Source organism: Vibrio sp. 10N.247.311.51 (assembly GCF_041467855.1).
Classification (GTDB): Bacteria; Pseudomonadota; Gammaproteobacteria; order Enterobacterales; family Vibrionaceae; genus Vibrio; species Vibrio coralliirubri.
The window spans coordinates 1-5,104 of sequence record NZ_JBFSVK010000059.1; the positions used below are offsets into that span (position 1 = coordinate 1).

The 5,104-nt window shown below is 38.4% G+C and carries 4 protein-coding genes; 2 read left to right on the plus strand and 2 right to left on the minus strand.

Translation table 11 applies throughout. The features are described from left to right. Nucleotides 1-610: 610 nt before the first annotated feature. Nucleotides 611-1,207: a hypothetical protein gene (locus AB6E85_RS25635; RefSeq protein WP_372125498.1), complete on the minus strand. Its 597-nt coding sequence runs from the start codon at nt 1,205-1,207 to the stop codon at nt 611-613. A gap of 124 nt (nt 1,208-1,331) precedes the next feature. Here AB6E85_RS25635 and AB6E85_RS25640 point away from each other — a divergent pair, with 124 nt between their 5' ends. Further along, nucleotides 1,332-2,837: a hypothetical protein gene (locus tag AB6E85_RS25640; protein WP_372125501.1), complete on the plus strand. Its 1,506-nt coding sequence runs from the start codon at nt 1,332-1,334 to the stop codon at nt 2,835-2,837. A gap of 308 nt (nt 2,838-3,145) precedes the next feature. Then, nucleotides 3,146-3,781: an inovirus Gp2 family protein gene (locus AB6E85_RS25645; RefSeq protein WP_371707811.1), complete on the plus strand. Its 636-nt coding sequence runs from the start codon at nt 3,146-3,148 to the stop codon at nt 3,779-3,781. A 43-nt stretch (nt 3,782-3,824) separates the two neighbouring features. Here AB6E85_RS25645 and AB6E85_RS25650 read toward each other — a convergent pair. Then, nucleotides 3,825-5,104 (minus strand): hypothetical protein (locus AB6E85_RS25650; RefSeq protein ID WP_372144782.1); only part of this gene is annotated, 1,280 nt, incomplete at its 5' end.

Here is a 5,104-nt window from a genome sequence, read left to right on the forward strand (position 1 = left end):
AATAATCACCCATACTGGCCGTTTCTATCTGAGATCCAATTAGGAAACAAAGCCGTAAGTAGATCAAATATGCCACACAAAGTTGATTAGAAATACTGACTTTGAAGCGCAATGAGATGGTTCGAAACTAAAGTCATGGCAATCAAAAGCACTTTACACCGTACGTCCCCCTGTGAGTGAAAGCACAGGCGATTAAGAAATAAATAATGGTAACGCAAGGCATTATAATCATCCAAGCTGGATGTGCGGAGGCTACGTTTGATTTATTTACGACTTTTGAAGGTGTGTTGAAAGCGAGAGGGGGCTTGAAAGCGAAAGTGCAAGGTACCTTTTACCGGGAGTGAAAGGTGGCGCGTTTAGTACCTGCTTTTAGTACTAATAGCATAATTAATGATTATAAATACAAAAAGGGCGATAACTCAATGAGTTACCGCCCTTTCCAAACGTTTGGTGGGCTGGCGTAAGTTGAATTAATGTCATAAGGTTATGATATTACGTATTATTTTTGCGTTTAATTTTTGTCGGTGTACCTTGTGGTGTACCTATGGATATTTTTATCTTTAATTACAGCAAAAGATCAGTTTAGTAGTAACGATAAACACAAGCAGTTTTAGTTCTCTTTGCTACTTGGCTTACAACCCCCCAGCTTAGCTAGTTCTAGCTTTAACAGCCTATTTTCTGATTTTAAGTTATTAACCTCTTCCGTAAGACTACTGTGATTAAGTATCTCACTTAAAAAGTCAAACTTCTTATTGAACTCATTTGCATTGGGTTGACGTCTTAGTATCTTCTTTAAAGATTTCTGTATTTTGAACAGTTCATGGGCGTTTATTAATAGTTCCTTAACTAGTTCTGTTTTGGTAATGCCATTAATTTCAGATAAAAAGGTTAACGATTTTTTTGCCTCAGAGCTTAATGATAGGGTTACTTTGCTTTTCGAATTTTTGTGACTAGACCAAGCACTTCTTAGGAGGTTTATTCTATGTTTATCTTTACTGGTAATGCTTCCTTTACTTGCCCAATTCTTCAAAAACTTTTCACAAAATATAGCGTTACTGCTACTGATTAGGCCAATGTTTTGCTCTTCTTTATATACATATTTGCAGATCCATTCTCGACTATCTGCATAAGCTCTGAACCAATCTGCTAAATGTTCATCATCAGGGTTAAGCCATTTCATTCTCTCTTCAATAGTTTTTTCACTCATGAGTTTATGTCCAAATGTGACTATGACATTTGACTGTATCAATTTAAAACCGTATTTTAAAGTTGTTTTATTATTGTTTGCTTTATAAGATTTTGATTTTTAAATAGGGTATGTGTAGTGAATTATGAAGTTGATTAGTGAGTTGTTGAGCCAAGATCTTGAACTTTCACCTGAGTGTCGATTTCTATCTCTTGCTTTACATTTAGATTTAATAAGAACACCAAATTTAGTGGTGGATATATCTGCCTCTCGTTTGAAAAATGACTTTGGTGTTTCTCATAAAACAACGCAAACGGTCATTGAGCTTTTTAAAGAAAAAGGTCGGGGGAGTGTTGGTTCATCTATTAAGAGAGAAAGGCAGTTCACATTCAAGCTGGATTATCTTGAAAGGTTTTCGGTAGATAATACATGCTTTAGGAATAAAATAATGAATGAGCTGTTTTCCTTAGATACACGACTGAAAATCGAAAAATTTAAAGACTCAGAAGGAGGTTTTAAGCTGAGAAACTCCAATTTGCTCTTGATAGTCATTTTTGTAATGCATTCTAATGAAGTCGGTTTTGTTAGAAACCTGACAAATAAAAGAATTAGGGAGTTGATGGGGGGGATTTCTGAGAGTCGCTTAAAGTCACAGTTAGAGGCCTTGTTTAAAGTTGGTTTTATAAAGGCAATTGGAAGAGGCGGATCTTTTCGTTCTTACTTTGGTAAAATGAGCAATAGATACTTTATCGAGTTACATAATCTACCTTTTGGTCGTACACACAATCCTTTGAGCAAAGACGCGACTTTAATAAATAACGTAGAGTCTCTTACCTATGAGATACCTGAAAAATTCTTAACGTTTAAGTTTGAAAGTGAATTAGAGTTACTCGAAATCGATTTTGATTTTGAGTTTCCTTTTAAAATGGCTTTTTTGTTTGGTGCGTTAAAATTATCTCAAAGGAATGAAAAGCGTATTCTTGATTTCTCGGTAGCTCAATTGGACCCAAAAGCATTCAACGGTGTTTCACAGTTTCATTTGCCGATCATGGGGCAATTAGAGCGTGTAGTGGTTTTCATTATGGAAAACTATTGGAATCAAGTTCAGTCACTTAATCATGAGACTTTTGATAAAACGTCATTGGAAGCGGTATCGAAGGCCATTTGGGATGATGGGTGTTTTCAAAAGAACATTGATAATGGAACAATGTTTTCCGAGAAGTATCTAAGCGAGAAAGAAGATAAATTAGAGGAGTTAGAATCTGAAAGAGTGTTTTTAGGACGAGTGATTTTATATCTATCCTTAAATTTATCGTTTTCATTACAGAAGGTATTGCGTAAAAAATGCTTGGTTACAAATGGACTTAGAAATATCAATGTGATTTTGCATGACTTGAAGTCATATCATTCTGATAAACTTGGTCTCTACTTTCCGTCTTTCGGGTTGTCATGCGGTTTTTATTTTGATTCTAAATTTTTCTTTGTACATTTGAAGCCCGAAACTAAGACAAAGGCCCAATATTTGTCAGAGCTTGATGCTCAAGTAAAGTCTGGCGAAAGTACTGATTACCATTCGTTAAAAAAAGAAATAGTCTTCCCAAAGACAGTAAAATATGAGCTTAGAGTTCAGTCTTACCCATTATCTAAGTAGCAATCCTAGAGAGGTGGGGATGTAGCCGCTACGTAACTTAATTTCAGAGTAACTTCAAATGCTGGAATTTCGAGTTTATTACCCGGAATTGATTGAGCTGTAACGTTGACATCATGTATTTTGGGTTAAAACCAGAATGGAATGATTCGTCCGGAGCATGTTCAGATATCGTTATTGCGGTATGGTAATATTACGTATATGCCATTCATCAACTTACCCTTACCAAACCCAATTCAATAAAGATACTCACCTCATTAAATAACCACTCCCAATCATCCTATACCAGAGACATTCACCCCAAAGGTATAATGATGAGAAAACTTAAAACAACGACCAATGATACATTCAATGGATTGCCAATCTTAAAGCTAAAAGGTGGTTTAGTTCTTAGCTACCTTGATAAGCTGTATGACACGATTGATAAAGCCGTCACACAACACCCTCGTACGACAGCCATTAGAGTAGACCTACGTTTAGCTAAGTCTTTATTGTTCGATGACACTGGAGTCATCAAGAACTTTATTGCTTCGCTGGATGCTCAGATTCAAGCTGACCTCAGTCGAAAAAAAAGTAGAGGTCAGACTGCTCGTAGTTGTAAGGTTCGATATGCTTGGTGTAAAGAAAGAAGCACGTCATTGAGTCACCATTACCACCTTGTCTTGTTATTGAACAAAGACGTGTACCATTCTCTTGGAAGGTTTGATCAAAAAGGCAATTTATCAGACATGATAAAGAAGGCGTGGTGTCGAGCGTTGGATATCAAAGCCAATGAAGGTGATACCTTAGTCCACTTCCCAGACAACCCTACCTATTGGTTAGAGCAAAACTCAGATAAATTTGACCAACAGGTGGGTAGCCTGTTTAAACGAGTCAGCTATTTAGCTAAGGTTGAGACCAAGCACTACGGCGATAGATCACGAAGTTTTGGGTGCTCTCGAACCTAAAAAAAGAGGGCAGAACATCGCCCTCATTAATCCTTCTAAATAATTAGTTTTGAGTGACGGTTTGCATCTTAATAGCCGTTATTGAACTCACTTCTTTTTCCACTGTAGTACCAGCGTCAAAGTTGATGTAGTACTCGGTAAAGGTCCCACTTGGATATTGATAGAACATCAGTTCATTATCGCTGACGACGGCCATTCGTTCATTGGCATCGAGTTTAGTACCACTAGAAGCATCGAGTGTCGTTGTAGCGGGTTGGTTAAGTTCAGCCTTATTGACATCAAAACGCATGAAACTAGGTAATGCACTATTATCATCGGCACTTGAGTACATGCAGTACAGTGAGGTTTGGCCTGCATTGGCTACGTGGCCACTATACGCTTTCGGTGGTTCGAGCTGTGTGATGGTTTTGGTTGTATCATCGAACTGATACACAGAGCAATCTGAATGCATTTTATAATCACTACGGACCACATTCATGGAGGACGGTCTGTACCCATTGGTGGTCCATAGAGCATCAGTTTGGTCTAAGGTCGCTCCATTCAACGTAAGCTCGATCAGTGCATCATCGGAATCTCGAATTGCATAGAGTTTATCTGCGTATAGAAATGGAACAGACAACAGTGACGTATCGTAACTAAAGTTGTGCTCGGTACCGTCTGGTTCTAGCCACGTTAAGCTATCACCACTCCAAGGAACGGTGACAATATCACCTGTTGATAAAATGACGTTGTTTCTGAAGTAATCATCAAAGACTTTAGAAATGACAAACGTACCATCAATAAGCTCTGCTTTATGTAGGCTGAGTTCATCACTGTGCCTTAAGTAAATACGTGTGCTGTCTCCGTTGTGGGAAAAGCGTGTATTGGTGACCCAAGCCTCATGTTCAGCTTCCACCTTCTTATAGATAGGAACGCCGCTCTCGACCAATGGATAAAGATCACCGGTATTCTTGTCCTGTATGAGGGTGTAATTGCCTTCATACACCACGTCATCCACGGTGACGGTGACATTGCTCATGTTGATTGCGGAGTAGGTGGTATTTAGGTCGACGATCATATCGATAGTTGGAGTCGCAACACTCTCAGTATTATCGCCTTTAAAACTAATCGAGCTTACTTCACCGCTTTCAGGGTTCTCATAAACGTATGCACTTTGCCCGTTATCTAAAGGTGTATTGAATATAGCTGCTCTAGAATATGCACGATAGCCAGTCAAATCGTGAGCGCGAGGCTTAAAGGTCTGAAAGCCATCATTAACCACACTCATACTTGATATTGAGCGCGTTTGGTCGCTAGGTGGGGTATTGCTATTGGATCCCCCTC

Excerpts from the sequence above, each read along its gene's own strand:
- AB6E85_RS25635 (WP_372125498.1), bottom strand. The coding sequence starts at position 1,207 with ATGAGTGAAAAAACTATTGAAGAGAGAATGAAATGGCTTAACCCTGAT.
- AB6E85_RS25645 (WP_371707811.1), top strand. The coding sequence starts at position 3,146 with ATGATGAGAAAACTTAAAACAACGACCAATGATACATTCAATGGATTG.
- AB6E85_RS25640 (WP_372125501.1), top strand. The coding sequence starts at position 1,332 with ATGAAGTTGATTAGTGAGTTGTTGAGCCAAGATCTTGAACTTTCACCT.